Annotated in this window: 1 protein-coding gene; it reads right to left on the reverse strand. The window is 42.8% G+C overall.

Annotated features, from left to right (window positions below; translation table 11 throughout):
* On the reverse strand, positions 1–494 hold a 494-nt coding region (locus A3739_RS06165; RefSeq protein WP_197472109.1), incomplete at its 3' end, for a fumarate hydratase.
* Positions 495–677 lie beyond the last annotated feature (183 nt).

Genomic DNA, 677 nt, shown 5'->3' on the forward strand with positions numbered 1-677 from the left:
GAAGGATTAAGCATCACCATCTTAGATTTATTCTCAGAACCGCCACCCTTAGCCGCCACTTCTACATGAACTTTGTCACCTTCGACAATTTCGTAATGAATAACAGCAGGAGTATTGTCTTTAGTATTTTTACGCGCGCCAGCTGGGTCAGCCAAAATAGATGCACGAAGAACATTGTCTGGATGTGTATAAGCACGACGCACACCTTCGTTGATCATGTCACTCAAACTCATTTGAGCATCCCACTGAACATTCATACCTACTTTCACGAAGACCGTTACAATGCCAGTGTCTTGACAGATTGGACGCTTACCTTCAGCACACATGCGCGAATTAATAAGAATCTGAGCCATAGCATCTTTAGCAGCCTGCGACTCTTCACGTAAATACGCTTCGTGAACCGCCTTGATAAAATCTGCTGGGTGGTAATAAGAAATAAACTGCAGCGCGTCTGCAACACTCTCGATCAAGTCATCTTGGCGAATCGTAGTCATATCCGTCTCTTAATTCTTTTTGCTGGGAGGGTTAAATGCGCGTGCGTTACGGCACAACACAAATTTGTGGCACGAAATTGTACTCTCAAACCCAATTTCTTTGTAGTCCGAATAAATAGCGTTCAAAAACATTGGGCATAGGTCTAAAAAATAGTTAACAAGCCATTGAACCATAGGGAAAAA

The sequence above is a fragment of the Oleiphilus sp. HI0067 genome (genome assembly GCF_001635735.1).